Below are 19,687 nucleotides of genomic sequence, written 5' to 3' on the forward strand. Positions count from 1 at the left end.
GCTATCTGGCATGCGTGAACGCTGGAACGGTTAGCGGATCACCATCGTTTCCGCCTTGCTGATCGCGGTCGGTTTGCCGGCTTTGATCACCTTGGCAGTCTGGGTGTAGCCGTCGTCGGCCCCAAGCCGCGCGGTGATGCCGAGGCCCGCCACCGCGATCCCGGCGACCAGAGCCACCGCCACAATCTTCAAGTGGGTGCTGCGATCGGCACTGTAGATCGAATGGTTCATGCGGAGCCTCCTGGTGTCTTCTCCACCCTCGGAAATTCGTGTTTGCGATCCCGAAGCAGGTTCAAAGAACTCACGCAGAAAACGTAGGAAATCGCTCGGCCGTTCCGCAGAGGGGGTCACAAACGCGTGAACAAGCGTGATAGTGCGCGAGAATGCAGTGCGAAAAGCTTGCCTAACTTACTGAAAATTAATCAAATCAGGTGCGGCGAGGCTGCCTTGGCCGTTCCCGCAGCCATCGGCAGTAAAATACCACCCGAGGCCAATAGGCCTTGTCTGTTGCGCAAAAGTCGCGCAGTCGCCTTGTCTTCCAAAGGCTGGGAACCGGGCGGCTTTAGACGCTGCCGACCGTCTTCAACCGCGCCCGCGGATGGATCTCGGCCTGCGACATCACCGTGGTCTGGGCCCGGAAGCGTTCGACCAGGGAGCGGACGAACGGCCGGATCGAGGCGGAGGTCACCAGCACCGGCGCTTCACCTTCGCGGGCGGCCTGTTCGAACTTGTCGCGCACCGCGGTCATGAACTCGGACAGCTTCGACGGCGCCATCGCCAGGGTGCGGTCTTCGCCCTGGCCAATGATGGATTCGGCGAACGCCTGCTCCCACTTGGCCGATAGCGCGATCAGCGGCAGGTAGCCGTTGTACGAGGTGTTCTGCGCGCAGATCTGGCGGGCCAGCCGTGCACGGACGTGCTCGACGATGGTCGACGGATTGCGCGAGAACGCCAGCGCTTCGGCGATGCCTTCGAGGATGGTCGACAGGTCGCGGATCGAGACGCGCTCGGCGAGCAGCAGCTGGAGCACGCGCTGGATGCCCGAGACGGTGATCTGACCGGGGACGATGTCCTTGACCAGTTCGCCCTGTTCCTTCGGCAGGTCTTTGAGCAGCTTCTGGGTTTCGCCATAGGACAACAGGTCGGACATGTTGGCCTTGAGTAGTTCGGTCAGGTGGGTCGACAGCACGGTGGCGGCGTCGACCACCGTGTAGCCCTTCAGCGACGCCTCTTCCTTGAAGTTGGCGTCGACCCAGGTGGCGGGCAGGCCGAACGTCGGCTCGGTGGTGTGGATACCGGGCACCGTCACCTGTTCGCCGGCCGGGTCCATCACCATGAACTGGTTCGGCCAGATCCGGCCGGTGCCGGCGTCGACTTCCTTGATCTTGATGACGTAGGTGTTGGCCTCGAGCTGAACGTTGTCGAGGATGCGCACTGCCGGCATCACGAAGCCCATTTCGATCGCCAGCGAGCGGCGCAGCGCCTTGATCTGTTCGGTGAGGCGGTCGGTGCCGTCCGGGCCGTTGACCAGCGGCAGCAGCGCGTAACCGAGCTCGATCTTCAGATCGTCGATCTTCAGCGCCGCCGCGATCGGCTCTTCGGCGGACGCTGCCGCGGCTGCAGCTGCGGCGGCTTCCGGCGCGACTGCGGCCTGCGCCTTTTCGGCGGTGACTTCCGCCTTCCGCTTGCGCGCCTTCAAGGCCAGGAAGGCCGAGCCGCTGCCCAGCGCCAGGAACGGAATGGTCGGAATGCCCGGCAGCACCGCCAGCACCAGCATCACCGCGGCCGCCATGCCCAGCGCCTGCGGATAGCCGGAGAGCTGGCCCATCATCGCCTTGTCGGCCGAGCCGGAGATGCCGGCCTTCGACACCAACAGGCCCGCCGCGGTCGAAACGATCAGTGCCGGGATCTGGGTCACCAGGCCATCGCCGACCGTCAGCAGCGTGTAGGTGTGGCCGGCTTCGGAGAACGACAGCCCCTGCTGCGCCACGCCGATGATGATGCCGCCGATCACGTTGATGAACACGATCAGCAGGCCGGCGATGGCGTCGCCGCGGACGAACTTCGAGGCACCGTCCATGGCGCCGAAGAAGCCGCTTTCGTCCTCCAGCTCCTTGCGCCGCGCTTTGGCGGTGGCTTCGTCGATCAGTCCGGCCGACAGATCGGCGTCGATCGCCATCTGCTTGCCGGGCATCGAGTCCAACTGGAAGCGTGCCGCGACTTCGGCGATACGGCCCGAACCCTTAGTGATGACGACGAAGTTGACGATGATCAGGATCGTGAACACGATGATCCCGATCACGAAATTGCCGCCCATCACGAAGCCGCCGAACGCCTCGATGACGTGACCGGCGGCCGCGGTGCCTTCGTGGCCGTGCGACAGGATCAGCCGGGTCGACGCCATATTCAGCGACAGCCGCAGCATGGTCGAGATCAGCAGCACGGTCGGGAATGACGAGAATTCCAGCGGCGCCTGAATGAACAACGACGTCATCAGGATCAAGATCGACAGTGTGATCGAGATCGCCAGGAACAGGTCGAGAATGATCGCCGGCAGCGGCAGGATCAGCACGACCAGGATGGTCAGCACGCCGATCGCGAGCGCGAGGTCGCCGCGCCGCAGTATGGCGATCATTTCTTTGAGGCTGGGAATGCCGGCGCCCGTGCCCTGGCCGACCGTGGTGTCCGTCATTTCAGCCGCAGTCCCCTGTGCGCGTCGCTTGCGCCGGCCGGACGTCTTCGCTGCGACCGGAGGGGCGCTGGGTCCGACGTGAGGCAGCGCACTGGCGTCCACGGGCATTCCCCGTTTTTCGCGGCCGACGACACTTCTTCACTGGGCAAAATTTGCCCGGTTCATGGTTAGCAAAGGGTTAACGCCGCCCCGGGTGCGACCGCATGGCAGGGCGCTGGCCGGCGGCCTTGACCCCGAGCCCGGCGCCCGAAACTCTGTGCAAATGGAAACGCTCGTGGAAAAGACCGGCAAAACGCCGGCGTTCACGCTCGACTCGCGCCAGGCGTGGGTTCGGCTCGGAGTGGCGCTGGTGATCGGCTCGATCGGCAGCGTCGGGATGTGGTCGGTGGTGGTGGTGCTGCCGCTGGTGCAGGCGGAGTTCGCCGCCAGCCGCGGGGCAGCCTCGCTGGCCTTCACCATGGCGATGCTCGGCTTCGGCCTCGGCGGCGTCGCCACCGGCAAGCTCACCGACCGGTTCGGTATCGTGATTGCAATCGGCAGCGGCATCGGCCTGCTCGGGCTCGGCTATGTCGGCGCCGGGCTGTCGGTTGCGCTCTGGCAGTTCGCCGCCTTTCATCTCCTGATCGGCGCCGGTGCCTCGGCGACGTTCGGCCCGCTGATGGCCGAAGCCTCGCACTGGTTCGAGCGCTATCGCGGGCTGGCAGTGACGATTGCCGCCAGCGGCAATTATCTCGCCGGCACGATCTGGCCGCCGCTGGTCAATTGGGGCAGCGCCAGCATCGGCTGGCGGGCCACTCATCTGGCGATCAGCGGGTTCTGTGTCGTCGCGATGACGCTGATGGTGCTGATCCTGCGCGCCAGGATGCGCGGCCACGCCGCTGCCAGCCACGCCGCAGCGCCGCCGCCGAAGATCGATCTGCAGCTTCCCACCAATACGCTCACGGTGCTGCTGAGCGTCGCCAGTATCGCCTGCTGCGTGGCGATGGCGATGCCGCAGGTCCATATCGTCGCCTATTGCGGCGACCTCGGCTACGGCGCAGCGCGCGGCGCCGAGATGCTGTCGCTGATGCTGGCGTTCGGCATTATCAGCAGGATCGGATCCGGCTTCTTGGCTGATCGGATCGGCGGCATCCGCACGCTGCTGCTCGGCTCGGTGGCGCAGGGCGCAGCGCTGATGTTCTATCTGTTCTTCGACAGCCTCGGGTCGCTTTACGTAATCTCGGCGATGTTCGGTCTGTTCCAGGGTGGCATCGTGCCGGCCTATGCGATCATCGTCCGCGAGGCGATGCCAGCGCGCGAGGCCGCGACCCGAGTCGGCATCGTCATCATGGCCTCGGTGCTTGGCATGTCGTTCGGCGGCTGGATTTCCGGGGTGATCTTCGACGCCACCGGCTCCTACGCGGCCGCCTTCGTCAACGGCATGGCGTGGAACGCGGTCAACGTCGCGATCATACTGATGCTGTTGCTGCGCAGCCGGCGGCGCGGCCCACAGGTGGCGATGGCGTAGCGGGATCTTATCGGAGGCCGGAAAAGAAAGAGCCGCGCAGCTGATAGCCGCGCGGCTTCTTGAGGAAAAGCTGAAGAGGCTGGCTCAGGCGGCCCTGACACTCTGCAGGAAGTTGGCGACCTCGACCTTCAACCGGTTGGAGTCCTGCGACAGCGACTGCGCCGCCGACAGCACCTGGGCCGATGCCGATCCGGTTTCGGTGGCGCCGCGCTGCACGTCGACGATGTTGGCTGATACCTCGTTGGTGCCACGCGCCGCTTGCTGAACGTTGCGGGCGATCTCCTGGGTCGCGGCGCCTTGTTCTTCGACCGCCGACGCGATCGTCGATGCGATCTCCGACATCCGCTCGATGGTGTGGCCGATCTCGCGGATCGCCGACACCGACTCGCCGGTCGCCGCCTGGATGCCGCCGATGTGCTGGCTGATCTCGCCGGTCGCCTTCGAGGTCTGTTCGGCCAAAGCCTTCACTTCGGCCGCCACCACGGCGAAGCCGCGGCCGGCTTCGCCGGCGCGCGCCGCTTCGATCGTGGCGTTGAGTGCGAGTAGATTGGTCTGACCAGCGATGGTGTTGATCAGTTCGACCACATCGCCGATCCGGGCGGCGGCCTGCGACAGCTCGCCGACGGTGGCGTTGGTCTTGCGCGCCTGATCGACCGCCTCGACGGCGATGCGGGCGGATTCCTGCACCTGCCGGCTGATCTCGTTGATCGACGAGGTCATCTCCTCGGTCGCCGACGCCACCGACTGCACGTTGGTGGAGGCCTGTTCGGAGGCGGCTGCGACGGTGGTGGTGATCGTCTGGGCGTGCTCCGCCGTTTTCGTCAGTGTGCCCGCCGAAGCTTCCAGTTCGGTCGAAGCCGACGATACGGTCTCGACGATCTCGCCCACGGAGGATTCGAACTGCCGGGTGGCGGCGTCGATGCGGTGGCCGCGGGCGATCTTCTCTTCGGTGTCCTTGGCTGCGGCCGCATCGGCCGCGCGCTTATCGATCAGCGCCTGCTTGAACACCTGCAGCGCATCGGCCATGGCGCCGATCTCGGTGTTCTTGCCACGATGCGGCACCTCGGCGGAGAGATCGCCGCGGGTGAAATCCTGCATCGGCTTGACGATCGACGCGATACCCCGCGACAGATCGCGGATCACAAGGATGCTGGCGGTGATGCCGATCGCGATTGCGACAAGCAGGATGCCGATCATCACGACGATCGCCCACAGATAGGTCGCTTCCGCACTCGCGGTGGCGCCTGCCGCGCCTTTGTCGTTGAGCTCGATGTCCTTCTTCAGCACCTCGTCGATCTGTCCGCTCATCGGGCCCATCGTCTTGAGCATGTAGTCGTTGGCGGCGACCGGAAGCTCACCGGCGGCTTTGCGCGACATCTCCAGGCCGGCGGGAGCGAGGCTGGTGTAGTTCGCCCACGACGCGACGAGGGTGTCGTACAACTTGCGCTCTTCCGGTGTGGCGACCATCGGCGCGTAGGTGCGCAGCGATTGCTTCACCGCCTCATCGAATGCGGCGAGTTGCTTCTCGATTGCCAGCTTGCGTTCGGTGGTAGCTTCGAGCAAGTGCGCGCGCAGCGTGTTGCGATATAGCGCCACGTTGGTGCGCATCTCGCCGAGAACCCGGACCGACGGCATCCAATTGGTGCCGATATCGACAGTGCTCGCATTCAACGTCCGCATCTGCAGCAGGCCAAGTAAACCGAGGCCAGAGAGCGCGATCAGCAAGACAGCGACGAGGGTGGTGATTTTCGTCCGTAACGGGACATTGGCGAGCATGGTTGGTCCAATTCAACTTATAGGCGACGAGATGTCGCGCGATGATCGGCCGCATCCTCGGTTAAAATGTTTGTTCAAAAGCTAATCAATTTGTACGCGATCGAACATATTGCGCGGCGCAATCTGCAGAGCTCACGGTCCGCGCCCACATGAAGCGAGGACTGAACTAATCGATTGGATGAAACGATCTTCGACTGATGAAAGAGGAGATCGTCGGAGAGATTCAAAGCTCGATGTGCTGACTGATCGATTTTGCTCACAGGCCCCGACCTTCCTTGCTCCCGATCGGTGGGACGAGCCGAGCATGTCGGTGCCGCGAATGTCAGCCCGCGGCGTCGCCATCGGCGCGGTTCGACGCTTTCGCTCGGACGCAGGACCTTCAATCCCCGTGGCTGATCGTCGGTATGCCCAGGCTGAAACCGCGCACCCCCGCCATGCCCCGCGAGCGCGGTCCAGCCGGTTTTGGTCCCGGGCGCCCGCAACCTGCCAATTGCCCGCGAAGTTCTGCCATTGTATGGGGAGGCCGCACCGTCCGCCCTCCGCGGCCGCCGGCGGGGCCTGTAGCTCAATGGTTAGAGCCGACCGCTCATAACGGTCTGGTTGCAGGTTCGAGTCCTGCCGGGCCCACCACAGATGCTGTGGCGGAGCCTTGCCCCCAAGGGAGGCTTCTCAAATGAACGACGTGCAATCCTCGTCAGTGCCGCTGCAGCCGGCTCGGTTCTCGACCGCTGCGGTTCCGGAGCGCGACCGATTCGATGCTTGGCGGGAGTACTTGCGTCCGGTGGCCGATCTGACGCCGATTGCCCATCGTCAGCGGAAGGCTTCGATCGACCTGGCGACATGGGACCTCGGCAGCTTCGCCATGTGCCAGGAGAGGAGTTCCGGCACCCGGTTCTCCCGGACGCCGCGCCGGGTGAAGACCATTTTCGCGGACCATTGGTATCTCTTTTTGATCAAGGAGGGCGCGAACTGGGTGGTCAGCGATGGTGGCTGTTCGGCCGAGCAGGTGTCACGCGGCACCTCCGGTCAGGTCGGCTTCTATTCGCTCGGTGAAGCATTCCACGGCGAGATGCAGCCGATGGAAATTTTGATGCTGTTCATCCCGCGCGACCAGTTCGCCCCGCAGGCCGGCACGTTGGACCGGCTCAACAACACGATTATCGACACCGCACGCGGACGGTTGCTGTCCGATTACATGCTGGCATTGGAGCGCCGGTTGCCGGAGCTGACCAAGGAAGATGTGCCGGCGATCGTTCGAGCCACCGAGGCGATGATTACGGCCTGTTTGGCGCCGGCGCCGCACAGCGCGGAAGAAGCCCGCGAAGGGATCATCTTGAGCCTGGGCGAGCGGGCTCGCCGGGTGGTGCAGTCTCAGCTGTCGAATCCGAAGCTGACACCGGCGAGTCTCGCCAAGAGCATGGGCGTGTCGCGGAGCGTGCTCTATCGCCTGTTCGAGCCGCACGGCGGCGCGGCGCGCTATGTTCGCAACACGCGCCTGGCCTCGGCTCACCGCGCGCTGTGTGACTTTGCAGAGACCCGGCAGATTCAGCAAATCGCCGACTCGTTTGGCTTCACCTGCGCGCAGGAATTCAGCCGCGCGTTCCGCCAGCGCTACGGCTACAGCCCGTCCGAGCTACGCGCCGATTGCAGCCAATCGGTCCGCCGCCTCTGCGGCCAGGCGACGGAGGGCGGCCGGACGCTGGGCGAATTCTTGCGGACCACGGCCTGACGAAATCGACAGACCGCTTGTCCGCGGATCGTCCCGGCTTGCGCCAGATATGACGTCCTGCAATGCGCGCGAAATCTTTGCGCTGTAATCTGAAAACGTCGGGGCGTTCAGGTCCGCTCAGCGGAGCTATCGCTGTTGTTCGAAATTGCTCACTGGTACGTGGGTATCATTCTTCCGACCCGAATCGTGCTTAACTGATCCGCTTCCCTCCTGCGACGCCCGCCGCAGTCTCTTCTTTGTGGGTACTTTTATACTGTTATCGACGCGATTGGTCGCCATCGATTTTTGGGACCGGTTGCTGCGAAAGCGAGACGAAAAGCCAACGCCCCGCCGCCCGATAAGGGTCTAGAGTTCAGCACTGAATAAACGGCCGGGCCGCGCCCGGCCGGAGAAGCTGGCCGAACAAACTGTTGTACCCGCTGATGACGATGCACTTAGATCCGGACCGCGACTGGAAAGATCATATTGCAGGCCAGGCTCTCAGGCAGATTCAGGAGCTCGATCTCGCGCTCGAGCCGAACAGCTTTGAGCTCTGGTACACGTTCTTTTCGGGCCGGCACAAAGCATTGACCGAAGCCGTCAACGCGCTTTTGGCTGCGACCGGCCGGCCGAGTGCACGCGATCTGACGCGGCTGTACGAACAGTTTCTGTTCCCAACCAAGGCTGCGACGCGCATCCACACGATTGGCGCCCTGGTGCATACGCAATCGAGCGCGCTGATCAACGTGATCGAAGAAGCGTCCGATGCGACCCATGGCTACGAGACCCGTCTGTCGAGCGCGGCGCCGCGTCTGGCGCTCGGCCGGATGGACGGCATGCAGAGCATTGTCGATGAACTGCTGAGCTGGACGATCGACATTCAGACCGCCAACTCTCTGTTGGTCGGTCGCCTCAAGTCTGCTGCCGAGCAGGTGCGGCAGTTGCAGGATCAGCTCGATCAGGTCCGGCTTGAAAGCATGACGGATCCGCTGACCGAAGTCGGCAACCGGAAGTACTTCGAGAATTCGCTGTCGCAGCACGTCAATAGCGAAGAGAGTTGGCCGCTGTCGTTGCTGATCGTCGATCTCGACAACTTCAAGCAGTTCAACGACCGCCACGGCCATGTCGTCGGCGACGACGTGCTCCGGCTCGCGGCTTCGACCATCAAGCACAATTGCCGCCGGGACGACGTGGTTTGCCGGTATGGCGGCGATGAGTTCGCCATCATCGTGCCGCGCACGCCGCTGCGCGAGGCCCTGCTGCTCGGCGAAGCGATCCGCGCGGCGATCGCGGCGCGCGAGCTGCATCGCCGTTCGACGCATGAGAGCTTGGGGCGTCTCTTGATCTCGATCGGCGCGGCGGAGTTCCGGCCGGACGAGACGGCCGACGATTTCGTCGAGCGCGCCGACCATTGGATGTACGCGGCCAAGCAGGCGCGACGGGACAGGACCCGGCCAACCGGCGAGGTCGTGCTAGATCCAGCCGAACGGCGGCCCGACATTCTGTGGCACGAGAGCTATGCGTGCGGCGAGCCGACCATCGACGCTCAGCACCGCGAGTTGTTCGACCTTGCCAACGTCATCCTTGGTCCCGACATCGAGGCACTGGAATCCGCCGAACTGGCTGAGGTGGTCGAGCTGCTGCTCAGTCGCGTCGCCCAGCACTTCCAGTACGAACAGGCAGTGCTCGAAGCCGCCGGCTACGATGAATATGAACATCATCGTACTGAGCACGACCATCTGCTGCTACGTGCTCGCAACGTGAGTGAGGCTGTGGTGTCGGGACACCAGTCGCTCGGCGAGCTCCGCGAGTTCCTGGTCAACTCGGTGATCCTCGGCCACTTGCTCAAGGATGACCGGCGGTTTTTTGCTCTGTTCGACAAGCTGGGCGCATCTGGCGCGCCGCGCGGGACTGCAGCGGTGCATCGGGAGCGACGGCGGTCGTCGCTCTAACCACAATTGGCTTGCCGGATCGGGCGGCCTTCGCGTGCCCGTGATCTGGCCCCCGCATTCGCTATCGGGACTTTTCGCTAAACTTCGATAAGATCGCAACTCCTGGCTGCAGGCGAGTCGGGCCGTTGTCGCCCGTGGCCGCCGCCGGCTGGGTAGAGGCGAAGATGATCGGGTCGCAGTTCGGCAACGTCGTCATCGTGGTGTGGCGCGAAGGCGTCGAGGCGCTGCTGATCGTCGGCATCCTCAATGCATGGCTGCGCAATAACGACGCCAGCGGCATCGGGCGGCGTTATCTGTGGTCCGGAGCCGCCACAGGCCTGCTGCTCGCGATCGGCTTTGGCACCACCATCGCGCTATCCAGCAGTACGATCCCAGTGACCAGCCGCGAGGTCTATGAGGCCATCGCGACCCTGCTTGCAGCCGGCTTGATCGTCCACATGGTCACCTGGATGCGCGGCCAGGGTCGTCTGCTACGCGACGAGCTCGAAGCGGCGCTGCGCCAGGAAACCAGCACGGCGAGCTGGTGGGGCGTGTTCACGCTGGCGGCGTTGGCAATCGCGCGCGAGGGCGCCGAGACCATCCTGTTTCTGCTCGGCGCGCTGTCGGCAGTCGAAAGCACGTCCCCGGCTGAGCCGATCCTGGGCGGTATCGTCGGCGTCGGCCTAGCGCTGGCAACCTACGCGCTGCTGCAGCTCGGCAGCCGGATCGCAACCTGGCGACTGTTCTTTCGCGTCACCGAAGTGATGATGTTGCTGCTGGCGGCCTCGCTGTTGATCAGCGGCGTCGACACCTTGAGCAGGCTCGGCATGCTGCCGTTGACGGGGCGGCTATGGGACAGTTCGTCGTTGCTTTCGGACCATGGAGCAGTCGGTGCCCTGGTGGCAGGGCTCACCGGCTATCGGTCACAGCCGAATTTGCTCGAGCTCGGTTTCTACGTCGTCTACTGGATCTGCGTCGTTCTGCTGCTCCGCAAGACCGCGCCGCCCGAACAGCTCGTCGTCGCCGAGAACCGCGCAGAAGTTCAGCGCTGAGCCGAACGCGCGTCGCGCGCCGCCGCATCCTGCGCCGCTTCGTCTTCCATCGAGCCGCGCAGGTTGCTTTGCTGCGCAAGGTGAGGGTACTGCCGCTTCATCTCGGCCTGCACGAATTTCACCGGGACATCGAAGTACGCGCCGTGCTCGCGGACGTATTCCATGAACCGCGCGTCGTTGTTGTCGAACGCCTGCATCACCGCGTCAGACGAGCCGTCGAAGTCGAGCGGCGCCACGCCGAGCTTGTCGCACAGCGTGCGATTGAAGGTGGGCGACGCTTTCACCCATCGTTCGCCGGTGAAGCATTCGGCATAGCCGTGCCACGCGAACAGGTCGGTGCCCATCGTCCGGGTCAGGTTCTCGGTGGCGAGATGATTGCGGACATCGGCAAAGCGCACCCGCGCCGGTATCCCGGATGCACGCGCCAGCGCCGCGAACGCCGAAGCCTTGCCGACGCAGTAGCCGCGTTCGGCGCGCAATACGCTCGATGCGCGGAAGATCTCGGGGCTGGAAAAGTCCACATAGGGATCGTAACGGACGCCGTCGCGCACCGCGAGGTATAGCGCACGAAGCTTCTCGGCGAGCGTTTCGGCGCCGCGCGTGGCGTCAGCGGCGCGCGCGATCACCTCGGGATGATCGCTGTCGACGAATTCCGCCGGTGCCAGACACACCGCGATCTCGGATGCGGCTGTCTTGGCCGTGCCGGAGTTGGCGCCGCTGCTGCCGGGCTCAGACCGCATGCAGTTTTGGCCTGGACGACACAATCTGCTTGGCGATCACCACGGGGCAATCGTCCGCGTGCTTGATTTCGTCACCGGTCTGCAGCCACGGCACCGATGCGCCGCACAATTTGCACTGGTTGTGCGCGCCGCCATCCTCTTCTGAGACGATCTCGATGGCCGTCTTCAGCAGGGCGGTGGCGATTTTGCGGACGTCTTCGGCGGCAGTATCGGTCATGGTTTGATTCCGTGGAACGCGTGGCGGCCGGCGGCCGCGGCCGGAGTGTGCCGCCGTTCGCCGGGCGTTGCAACTGAACGGTGGCCCGGTGCGGGGCTTAGTAGCAGGGATGGCGGCGGCCGTCCTGCCCCCGGTAGGCGGCGGCTCCCTGGCCGCACAGTGCCGATACCGGACCGTCATAGGTGGCGTAAGTGTGTCCAGGCCAAATCGGCGGACCATAGTTATGCAGATAGGGCTCGCTGGACTGATGGTAGGGTGAATGGTGGTGATGCTGCGCGCGATGCTGCCGATGCTCAGCCAGCGCCGGGATCGCGGTGGCTGTGGACAGGATCATCACGGCACAGGCCAGCTTGAACGTGGTCATGACACACTCCGTTGGTTCCGGAAAAGGAACGTCCCCGACGCGCTGAGGTTTCATCGCGCCGCGGACGTCGTTGGCGTCAGCTGCGCTCGGCGGCTTCGGCACGGGTCGGCGCCGCGCGCTCTGCGACCGCATCCGCCAGCCGCTCGATCTCGGCCGCGATGGTGTCCGCATGGGCATGATGCGCCATATGGCCGGCGCCGTTGAGCCGCAGCAGCCGTGCCTGCGGCACCGCCTGGGCCAGCGCCTCGGCATGGACCTGCGGCGGCACGACCGGATCGGCGGTGCCGGCGACGATCACGGTCGGCACCTGGATGCCGCCATAACGCGGCACGTGGTCGATCAGCTGATCGCGCAGCCCGGCATATTCTTCGAGGCTGGCGGCGAACCGCTTGGCGGTCAGCGCCAGCGCCAGCCGGCTGCGCTCGGCGTAGTCCGCCGGCGGCGTCTCCGGACGGAAGATCCGCGCCGAGATCCGCTTCATCATCGCCAGCGACAGTGGCGGCAGCAGCGTGTAGGTGACCAGCGGCTTCATCAGCAGTTCGGCGGCACGCTGGAACAGCGGCAGGCCCTGCGGCCGCGGATGTGTGGTCGGATTGATCAGCACCAGCCCGGCGACGGTGTCGGGATTGTCGAGCGCATAGCGCAGCGCGATCAGGCCGCCGAACGAATGCCCGACCACGATCAGCGGGCCGGCGTCACGATCGCGCAGCACTTCGCGGATCAGGGTCACCTGGTAGGCCGGCGAGGCGACCGGACCGGTGCCGGTGACGCTGTAGCCCTGGCCGGGGCGGTCTGGAATGATCACCCGCAGCCGCTGCGTCAGCCGCTCGCCGAGCGACATCCGCATGTCTTCGCAGCACAGATTGGCGCCATGCAGCAGCAGCACGGTCGGCTGGCCGGAAGCGGCGGGGCGGGCAGGCGCAAGATCGAGCGCGTGCATCCGCACGCCGTTGGCATTGATGAACACGCCGCGGGGCGGGTAGCGCGCTTCCAGCCGGCGCGCCAGCCGGCACGACACCCAGCCCGCCGCCGTGAACAGCACGACGACGCTCAGCACCAGCAAGATCAACGTCGTCATCGTATCCTTCGGCCATAGGCAATCGGCCGCGGACGACTCCGCAGCGGCAGGCGAAATTGAGCACGCGGACGTGTGGTCGCAATTGATCTTTCGCAATGGCTGCCCAACGGTCCGGGGATAGGTCTCGCCAGGGCGATCGACCGCGGACCATCATGTTGCAGAAAGTCGAGCAAATCGACACGCCGCGGCCCAATCTGGCGGTGCGCTGGGCGGGCGGGTTGTGGCGTCATAAATGGCCGGTGCTTGGCATCGCCCTCGTCCTGATCGCGGCGGGTCTCGGGCTTGCCCGGTTGCTGCTCGGGCCCGAAGTGGTGGCTGCGCCGGTCCAGCGCGGCAACCTGGTCCAGACCGTGGTTGCCAGCGGCCATATCGAAACACCTTACCGCGTCGAAATCGCCAGCCAGATCACCGGCACCGTCAAGGACGTGCTGGTCAAGGAGGGCGAGCAGGTGCATCAGGGCCAGCAGCTCGTCGCGATCGAGGCGTCGGAGCTGCAGGCCTCAGTGGTGCAGGCGGAAGGGGCGGTGGCGCAGGCGCGGGCGCGGGTGCGCCAGCTTCGCGAGCTGACCAAGCCCGCCGCCGACGAAGCCCTGAAGCAGGCACAGGCCAATCTGCTGAATGCCGAGGCGACTTACGAGCGCGCCTCCAAGCTCGCCGCCTCCGGCTACGGCACCAAGGCGACGCTCGACGACGCGACCAAAAATCTCGACGTCGCGCGCACCCAGGTGCGCACCGCTGAGCTGCAGGTGTTCACCACCAGTCCCGGCGGCAGCGACTTCGTGATGGCAGAGACCCAGCTCAGCCAGGCGCTCGCCAATCTCAACACCGCGCAGGCGCGGCTCGGCTACGCCACCATCGTGGCGCCGCGCGACGGCGTGCTGATCACCCGCAATGTCGAGCGTGGCACCGTGGTGCAGCCCGGTAAGGCGCTGCTGGTGCTGGCTCCGGCCGGCGACGTCCAGATTGTGGTGCAGATCGACGAGAAGAATCTCGGCCAGCTTGCGCTCGGCCAGCACGCGGTGGCTTCTGCCGATGCCTATCCGGACAAGCGCTTCTCCGCCGTGCTGAGCTACATCAATCCGTCGGTCGACATCAATCGCGCCTCGGTCGAGGTCAAGCTCAAGGTCGATGATCCGCCGGATTATCTGCGGCAGGACATGACGGTCTCGGTCGATATCGCCACCGCAGAACGCAACGACGTGGTGATCGTGCCGGCGCGCGCCGTGCATGATGCTGCGACATCCCCGTTCGTTCTGACGTCCGAGAACGGCCGCGCCGTGGTGCGCAAGATCAAGCTCGGCCTGCGCGGCGTCGGCTTCTACGAAGTGCTCGACGGTCTCAGCCCCGGAGAGCCGGTGATCCCGCTCACCGCGGGCGTCAAAGCCGGGCAACGCATCCGGGTGGTGGTGCCGTGAAGCGCTGGGTGCCTTTCGAGTGGATCGCCGCGGCGCGGTTTCTGCTCGACGGCGCGGTGCAGACGCTGGTGATCGTCGGCGGCATCGCGATCGGCGTCGGCGTCATCGTGTTCATGTCGGCGATGCTGGCCGGGCTGCAGGCCAATTTCATCAAGCGGGTGCTGACCTCCGTGCCGCAGATTCAGCTGATCCCGCCGGACCAGGTGGCGCGGCCGCTGCGCGACGCGCCCGGCACGTTCGAGGCAGCAACCGTGCAGCGCCCGACGCAGCGGGTGATTTCGATCAATCAGTGGCCGAAGATCCGCGCAGAGATGCAGGCGAGGCCGGACGTGATCAACGCCGCCGCCACGGCGTCCGGCTCGGCGCTGGCCCTGCGCGGCGACACCAGCCGGGCGGTGACGCTGAACGGCATCGAGCCGGAGATCTATTTCAAGATCGTCAAGGTGCCCGACTATATCGTCGCCGGCAGCGCGAAGATCACCACCGAGGGCATCGTGGTCGGCACCGAATTGGCGCGGGATCTCGGCGCTTCGCTCGGCGACAAGATCATCGTCTCGACCCCGCTCGCCGGCAATCGCGTGCTGACCATCAACGGCATCTTCGATTTCGGCAACAAGGCCGCGAACCAGCGCACTACCTATGTCACGCTGCGCAACGCCCAGAGCATGCTCGGGCTGCTCGGCGGCGTCACCTCGATCGACCTCACCGTCAACGATATCTACGCGGCCGAGGATATCGCCCAGGAAATCCAGGCGACGCTGCCGGTGGAGGCCGACAGCTGGATCAAGACCAATGCGCAGTTCTTCACGGCGGTGCAGGCGCAGAAAAACTCCAACACGTTGATCCGGCTGTTCGTGGGATTGTCGGTGGCCTTCGGCATCGCCGCCGTGCTGATCGTGTCGGTGATCCAGCGTTCCAAGGATATCGGCATTCTGCGGGCGATGGGCACCCGGCGCGAGCAGATCCTGCAGGTGTTCCTGATCCAGGGCGGGCTGCTCGCCTTCGTCGGTTCGCTGATCGGCTCCGGGCTCGGCGCGCTGGCACTGATCGTGTGGCATCGCCTGGCCCGGCAGGTCGACGGCAGCGAACTGTTTCCGCTGATGCTCGATCCCGATCTGTTCGTCTGGGCCTCGGTGCTCGCAACCGCGACCGGCGTCGCGGCGGCGATCGCACCGGCGCTGCGCGCCGCGAGGCTTGATCCGGTGGTGGCGATCCGTGGCTGACGTTCTCAACCTCGACGGGATCCGCAAATCCTACAACGTCGGCACGCCGGTCGAGACCGAAGTGTTGCACGGCATCGACCTGACGATGCAGCGCGGTGACTTCCTGGCGCTGATGGGGCCGTCCGGCTCGGGCAAGTCAACGCTGCTGAACATCATCGGTCTGCTTGACCGGCCGACCGGCGGACGGCTGCTGATCAACGGAGAGGATACGGGCCGTCTCGGCGATTCGGCGCTGACGCATCTGCGCGGCCACGCCATCGGATTCGTGTTCCAGTATCACTATCTGATCTCGGCCTTCACCGCGCGAGAGAACGTGATGATGCCGATGCTGGTCGATCGCGGGCGCCCAGATGCGGCGATGGAACAGCGCGCCGACGAGCTGCTCGACCGGGTCGGCCTTTCCAAATGGCGCAACAATAGCGCGACCAACATGTCCGGCGGCCAGCAGCAGCGCGTCGCCGTTGCGCGGGCTTTGGCGATGGACCCGGATCTCGTGCTGGCCGACGAGCCGACCGGCAACCTCGACACCAAGTCCGCCAACGACGTGTTCGAGCTGATGCGCCAGATCAACCGTGAGCGCGGCACCACGTTTCTGCTCGTCACCCACAACGACGACCTCGCCGAACGCTGCGACCGCATCGTCCGGGTGGTGGATGGCAACATCGCGGGATAGCTGCTGATCGAGCGGCTGCTTGGCGCAAGCAAGGTCCAAAAAGCGTGATGCGCGGGCTCACCCCGAGCCCGCGCATCCGTCAATCGTGGAGATCCGGGTTAGTTCGTGACCCGGGCTTCGAGTACGTCGCCGAACATCTCCCAGCGGTCGCCCTTGAAGCGCATAAGCTGCATCTGCTCGATCGGGAAATGATCGGTGGGCGAGGTGTTCATGGTGATGCCCGGCAGCAGCGAGGACGGCGCGTAACCCTTCAGGCTGGTCGCCACCTTCATGATGTTCTCACGCGTCAGATTATCGCCCGCCTGCCTCAGGATGTGTTCCAGCGTCTGCGCAGCACCGTAGGAATACAGCAGCAGACCGTTGGAGCGATCGGAGCCCGGCATGTATTTCTCGAGGAAGGCGTCCCACTCCTTCACGCCCGGATCGTTCTTCCAGCTCGGATCGGTCGGATCCTTGACGTAGCTCGCGGTGATCGCGTCCTGGGCAAATTCCATCCCGGCCGGTTTGATCACTGCACCGACAGACGACGAGACGTTGTTCAGAACGTGCACCGGTTTCCAGCCGAGTTCGCCCATCTTGCGGATCGCCAGTGCGGCGAATTTCGGCGTGGAGAGATTGAGGAACAGATCGGCGCCCGAGGCCTTGAGCTTGGCCATCTGCGAATCGATGGTCGGATCGGTGATGTCGTAGGTCGCCTCCGAGATGATCATCGAGGTCTTGGCGCCGAACCCGTCCTTGACACCCTTGTAGATGTCCTTGCCGTAATCGTCGTTCGCAACCAGCACGGCGATCTTGGCGTTGGGATAGGTCGCCATGATCCACTTCGCGTAGATACGCCCCTCAGCCTGATAGGGCGGATTGAACGGCATGGTCCAGGGATAGGTCTTCGGATCGTCGCCGAACCGGGTGCCGCCGCTCGACAGCATCAACTGCGGCACCTTCTTCTGGTTCAGATACTTCATGACGGCCGTGTTCGATGGCGTGCCGAGCGTGTGGTACAGGAACAGCACCTCGTCGCCTTCGACCAGCTTACGGGTCTGCTCCACCGCCTTCGGCGGCGAGTAGGCGTCATCGTACGAAATGAAATTGATCTTGCGGCCGTTGATGCCGCCCTTTTCGTTCAGCATCTTGACGTAGGCGCTCTGGACCTGGCCGACGATGCCGTAAGCCGACGCCGGGCCGCTGTACGGCACGAAATTCCCGACCTTGATCTCGGTGTCACTGACGCCGGGGCCGTAAGATTTCTGCGCAAGCGCAACGCCGGGTGCGAACAACGACGTCGCCGCGAGAACGGCCGCAAGTCCGAAGAGTCTCATCTGTTTCCATCCCATTTTCTTGGCGCGATCTGTTCGATCGTCACGGCGGCGATACTAGACGCCCGCAGGTGGAGCGCGCAATCCCGATCACGTGGACCGATCAGCGCATCTGACTGAGCACTCTCGGAGGACGATGCAAGCAAGATGCGAGGAATGATCCATCGAATTGCTTTGTGCGGAATTTCGGTTGCCGGCCATTTTGTGCCGGCAAGAAGTTGGTCTTGCTCGCGCCGTTAGCCTGATGGGGACTGCCTCCACAAAGCTGGCCGCCAACGTGTCCGCGATCTGAATTCTCTGTCGCAAATGGCGGGTCGTTACGGGATGCGGATAGCAGACTGACAGTCTGCTAATTGAGGTGGCTTGCGCCAAGCTATCTCGGCCGCTCGCCAACGATAAGCCATGTGTAGTGAATTACTTAAGTTGTGCGCTTCGGCCGCTTTTGAGGAAAGACTTTCCGACCGGTCGCACGAAATTTCCCCGTAGAAGAATGGGTTGGCTTGTCGATATTATTGATTTGCTTGAGGTGCAGTTCTGGTGCGCGCCTTGCAGAGCTCTTTGGGGTGCGCGGAAATCGCCGCGCAGACACCGATCAGGGAGCTCCTTATGGGATCACTTGGTGCATTGTGGACGGCGACCACGGGCCTGCAGGCTCAGTCTGCCGCTTTTGAGAACATCTCGGGCAATGTCGCCAATTCGCAGACAACTGCATTCAAGGCGACCAATACGGCGTTCTCCGACCTGATCTATCCGCCGCAGGTCTCGGATACCGTCTTATGGCGTTCAGTCCTGACCAACAATAAGCAGGGATCGATCAGCAATGATCCGGTGAGTACCCATATGGCGATCGGCGGGGAGGGGTATTTCACGGTCGAGGCGCCGTCAGGGGTGAGCGGGAGCGGCCAGCCGACGTTCAGTACCAGCGAGACCACCTATACGCGCCGCGGCGATTTCGATCTCAAGAACGGCTATCTCGTCAATGGCGCGGGTTACTACCTGATGGGATCTCAAATTGATCCCGTCACTGGCGCCGTGGGCAGCCTGGCGCCGCTTCAGTTCGATACCAGTACGGAAGTGCCAAATCTCGGCGTTCTGCAAAGCCTGTCGGTCAGTTCATCCGGCAAGCTGCAAGGCACCTATTCCAAGGGCCAGACGGTCGACGTTGCGTCGCTGTCGATAGCCAGCTTCGCCGGCGAGGGTTTTATGAAGCAAGGCAGCGGCGGAACGTTCTCGCCGACGCCTCAATCCGGTCCGGCCCTTTACATCAATTCCGGCACGGTGGTGGGAAGTGCGCTGGAGGCGTCGAACGTAGACATTGCGGATCAGATGACCACGATAGTTCAAGCGCAGCAGGCTTATTCAGCATGCACACGAGTCGTGACCGCATCGAACGAGATGATGCTAACGATGACCAGCCTCACCATCTGAGCCGGCGGTGACGCAGTGTGATCTCCTGTGCGGACGTCGGCACGTGCCCCCAACATTGCAGGTCAGCAGCCGGGATCAACCGGCTGCTGCTGGCGCTTGCTGATCTGTCTCACCGCGTCTGCGGCGTGGTCCGGTCTTCGGCTTTGAAATACTTGCGGGCGTGGGCGACGATCTGGCCGTCGCTGGGGTGATCGACGGTTTCGACCGCGGCGATCTTCGCCTTCAGGGCCGGGTTGTGGTCGGCGATGTACTTTTCCAGCGCGTGCTTGGTCTGCGCCGGGCCGACGATCAGCACGATGCCGGCGTCGGCGATTGCCTCCATCGCAGCCTGGAGGAAATGCTCGTCGACCGGCTCATGGCCGGAGCCGACCGCGCGGTGATGGTGGACGTGCCGGTTCGGATTGTCGGCGTGCACCACGAGCTTGTCGGCGTCGGACGGGTTGAAGTGAAACACCCGCGCTTCGCGGTGGTCGATCCAGATCACGGCGTGGAAATGGGGGCTGGTCATAGGGCTGTCTCCCGGCTTCTGGCACGGCACGCAGGCAACAACGATCGCGGCCGCACGGCGGA

17 protein-coding genes and 1 tRNA gene are annotated in these 19,687 nt (G+C 64.3%); 9 read left to right on the forward strand and 9 right to left on the reverse strand.

The window, feature by feature from the left end:
* Positions 1-30 precede the first annotated feature (30 nt).
* Positions 31-231, reverse strand: a complete 201-nt coding sequence (locus RPPS3_RS08170; protein WP_107343628.1) for a hypothetical protein — start codon at positions 229-231, stop codon at positions 31-33.
* 331 nt (positions 232-562) lie between these two features.
* Positions 563-2,794, reverse strand: a complete 2,232-nt coding sequence (gene flhA / locus RPPS3_RS08175; RefSeq protein ID WP_107346503.1) for a flagellar biosynthesis protein FlhA — start codon at positions 2,792-2,794, stop codon at positions 563-565.
* Between the two features lie 160 nt (positions 2,795-2,954).
* Between flhA and RPPS3_RS08180 the strand changes: the two genes are divergently transcribed.
* Positions 2,955-4,199 carry an MFS transporter gene (locus tag RPPS3_RS08180; RefSeq protein WP_107343629.1) on the forward strand — a complete coding sequence of 415 codons (1,245 nt, stop codon included), beginning with the start codon at positions 2,955-2,957 and terminating at the stop codon, positions 4,197-4,199.
* An 84-nt stretch (positions 4,200-4,283) separates the two neighbouring features.
* On the opposite strand, the gene RPPS3_RS08185 is transcribed toward RPPS3_RS08180, so the two are convergent.
* Positions 4,284-5,975 carry a methyl-accepting chemotaxis protein gene (locus RPPS3_RS08185; protein WP_107343630.1) on the reverse strand — a complete coding sequence of 564 codons (1,692 nt, stop codon included), beginning with the start codon at positions 5,973-5,975 and terminating at the stop codon, positions 4,284-4,286.
* Between the two features lie 554 nt (positions 5,976-6,529).
* Between RPPS3_RS08185 and RPPS3_RS08190 the strand changes: the two genes are divergently transcribed.
* From RPPS3_RS08190 to RPPS3_RS08205, 4 genes are all read left to right on the forward strand, one after another.
* Positions 6,530-6,605, forward strand: a tRNA-Ile gene (locus RPPS3_RS08190).
* 43 nt (positions 6,606-6,648) lie between these two features.
* Positions 6,649-7,704 carry a helix-turn-helix domain-containing protein gene (locus tag RPPS3_RS08195; RefSeq protein ID WP_107343631.1) on the forward strand — a complete coding sequence of 352 codons (1,056 nt, stop codon included), beginning with the start codon at positions 6,649-6,651 and terminating at the stop codon, positions 7,702-7,704.
* A gap of 410 nt (positions 7,705-8,114) precedes the next feature.
* Positions 8,115-9,635 carry a diguanylate cyclase gene (locus tag RPPS3_RS08200; protein ID WP_234820143.1) on the forward strand — a complete coding sequence of 507 codons (1,521 nt, stop codon included), beginning with the start codon at positions 8,115-8,117 and terminating at the stop codon, positions 9,633-9,635.
* Between the two features lie 164 nt (positions 9,636-9,799).
* Positions 9,800-10,666 (forward strand): FTR1 family iron permease, encoded by an 867-nt coding sequence (locus tag RPPS3_RS08205; protein ID WP_107346505.1) that lies wholly within the window; start codon positions 9,800-9,802, stop codon positions 10,664-10,666.
* On the opposite strand, the gene RPPS3_RS08210 is transcribed toward RPPS3_RS08205, so the two are convergent.
* The 4 genes from RPPS3_RS08210 to RPPS3_RS08225 all read right to left on the reverse strand — a co-directional run bounded on the left by RPPS3_RS08210 (position 10,657) and on the right by RPPS3_RS08225 (position 13,065).
* Entirely contained in the window at positions 10,657-11,406 is a 750-nt protein-coding gene (locus RPPS3_RS08210; protein ID WP_107343632.1) for a transglutaminase-like domain-containing protein, read from the reverse strand. The two genes, RPPS3_RS08205 and RPPS3_RS08210, sit on opposite strands and share 10 nt — an antisense overlap.
* Complete coding sequence (locus RPPS3_RS08215; protein ID WP_107343633.1) at positions 11,396-11,623, reverse strand: DUF3222 family protein; 228 nt, start codon at positions 11,621-11,623, stop codon at positions 11,396-11,398. Before RPPS3_RS08215 ends, RPPS3_RS08210 begins: the two co-directional genes overlap by 11 nt.
* A 97-nt stretch (positions 11,624-11,720) precedes the next feature.
* On the reverse strand, positions 11,721-11,987 hold the full coding sequence (locus RPPS3_RS08220; protein WP_107343634.1) for a hypothetical protein: 267 nt from the start codon (positions 11,985-11,987) through the stop codon (positions 11,721-11,723).
* A gap of 76 nt (positions 11,988-12,063) precedes the next feature.
* Positions 12,064-13,065: an alpha/beta fold hydrolase gene (locus RPPS3_RS08225; protein WP_107343635.1), complete on the reverse strand. Its 1,002-nt coding sequence runs from the start codon at positions 13,063-13,065 to the stop codon at positions 12,064-12,066.
* 152 nt (positions 13,066-13,217) lie between these two features.
* Between RPPS3_RS08225 and RPPS3_RS08230 the strand changes: the two genes are divergently transcribed.
* From RPPS3_RS08230 to RPPS3_RS08240, 3 genes are read left to right on the forward strand one after another with little or no spacing between them, the layout of a single operon-like run.
* Positions 13,218-14,480, forward strand: a complete 1,263-nt coding sequence (locus RPPS3_RS08230) for an efflux RND transporter periplasmic adaptor subunit (RefSeq protein ID WP_107343636.1) — start codon at positions 13,218-13,220, stop codon at positions 14,478-14,480.
* Positions 14,477-15,703 (forward strand): ABC transporter permease, encoded by a 1,227-nt coding sequence (locus RPPS3_RS08235; RefSeq protein ID WP_107343637.1) that lies wholly within the window; start codon positions 14,477-14,479, stop codon positions 15,701-15,703. Before RPPS3_RS08230 ends, RPPS3_RS08235 begins: the two co-directional genes overlap by 4 nt.
* Positions 15,696-16,376, forward strand: coding sequence for an ABC transporter ATP-binding protein (locus RPPS3_RS08240; RefSeq protein WP_107343638.1), 681 nt, complete (start codon positions 15,696-15,698; stop codon positions 16,374-16,376). Before RPPS3_RS08235 ends, RPPS3_RS08240 begins: the two co-directional genes overlap by 8 nt.
* 98 nt (positions 16,377-16,474) lie before the next feature.
* Here RPPS3_RS08240 and RPPS3_RS08245 read toward each other — a convergent pair whose 3' ends face one another.
* A complete protein-coding gene (locus RPPS3_RS08245; RefSeq protein WP_107343639.1) occupies positions 16,475-17,692 on the reverse strand; it encodes an ABC transporter substrate-binding protein in 1,218 nt (405 codons plus the stop codon).
* 603 nt (positions 17,693-18,295) lie between these two features.
* Between RPPS3_RS08245 and RPPS3_RS08250 the strand changes: the two genes are divergently transcribed.
* Complete coding sequence (locus RPPS3_RS08250) at positions 18,296-19,117, forward strand: flagellar hook basal-body protein (protein WP_107343640.1); 822 nt, start codon at positions 18,296-18,298, stop codon at positions 19,115-19,117.
* A 109-nt stretch (positions 19,118-19,226) separates the two neighbouring features.
* Here the strand turns inward: RPPS3_RS08250 and RPPS3_RS08255 are convergent, their stop codons facing one another.
* Positions 19,227-19,625 (reverse strand): translational machinery protein, encoded by a 399-nt coding sequence (locus tag RPPS3_RS08255; protein WP_107343641.1) that lies wholly within the window; start codon positions 19,623-19,625, stop codon positions 19,227-19,229.
* Positions 19,626-19,687 lie beyond the last annotated feature (62 nt).

Source organism: Rhodopseudomonas palustris (assembly GCF_003031265.1).
GTDB classification, from domain to species: domain Bacteria; phylum Pseudomonadota; class Alphaproteobacteria; order Rhizobiales; family Xanthobacteraceae; genus Rhodopseudomonas; species Rhodopseudomonas palustris_H.